Source organism: Streptomyces sp. NPDC058964 (assembly GCF_042741275.1).
Lineage (GTDB): Bacteria > Actinomycetota > Actinomycetes > Streptomycetales > Streptomycetaceae > Streptomyces.
On sequence record NZ_JBHYKH010001067.1, the window covers coordinates 1 to 1,067 of the forward strand.

The window sequence follows — 1,067 nt, forward strand, 5'->3', positions numbered from 1 at the left end:
TCGTTTATGGCGCCGTGGTTGGGTCTGATCTTTTTTTATTTTAAGACCAGCCCCACCTGACGGGCGGGATGTGTAATCCGCAGCTGCCCGCGGCCGCGCCGGACCCACCCCCCCTGTGTGCGCCTGCCCGTGGCCGGCCTGCCCTTCCGGGAGCCGGTGGCGTCGCCGGACGCCACCGGGGTCTTCTTCGTCGTATCGGCCTCGGTCCCGGTCCGAGGCACCGTGCTGTTCGACACGGCCGTTCTCCTCGCCTCGGTACCGGTCAGCCCGCCGCCGTGCCGTTCTCGTCGAGCAGCTTCTTGTACCAGTCGCGCAGTTTGTCGCCGCCCTTGCTCCGCCAGTCGGAGACGGCCTGCTGCACGTCGCTGATCTTCTTGCGGCCGCGGACGACGTCGTCCTCCAGCTGCTCGAAGTCGTTGGAGAGGTTGGTCCAGCGGGCGGGCTCGACGATCTGCATGCCGTAGAAGGCGGACTTCTTCGTGAAGGCGCCCATGCGCTGCTGCCACTCCACCTGCCCCTTGGCGACCTCGGGGAAGTCGGGGTGGGCGACGGTCGGAGCGGGGCTCGCGATCATCACGTAGGCGTTCATCACGTCGATGTTGCCCTGCTCGGTCTTGGTGGGCACGCCGTTCTCGACGGTGTAGTGGGTGCCCTCGACGCCGTAGTTGGTGGCCATGTACTCCGTGGTCCCGTACGGCGCGGCGGTGACGTTGGCGACGGCCAGCACGTCACGGATCACGGACTCGGGGGCGTCCTTGTTGACGAAGGCGAAGATGCCCGCCGGGTTCTGCGCCCACAGCGTCGGGTCGCCGCCGTCGTGTCCCCAGATGTCCATGCCCCAGATCTCGAACTCGGGGTTCTGGGCGGCCTGTTCGGCGGTGCGGCTCCACCACTGCGAGGAGTCCTGGTTGTAGACGAGGAACTCGCCGGCGGCGAACTTGGGCCCGGGGTCGGCGGCGTTGGACTTGCCGAGCCGGGCATCGGGGTGCACGACGCCGGCGGCGAACAGCTTGCGCGTCCACTCCAGGGCCTCGAGGTACTCCTCGGTCTCGATGCGGTAGACCAGC

The 1,067-nt window shown here is 67.9% G+C and carries 1 pseudogene; it reads right to left on the bottom strand.

What is annotated here, in order from left to right:
- Positions 1–262: 262 nt before the first annotated feature.
- A pseudogene (locus tag ACFW2E_RS47695) lies at positions 263–1,067 on the bottom strand (Tat pathway signal sequence domain protein); the annotation flags it as partial.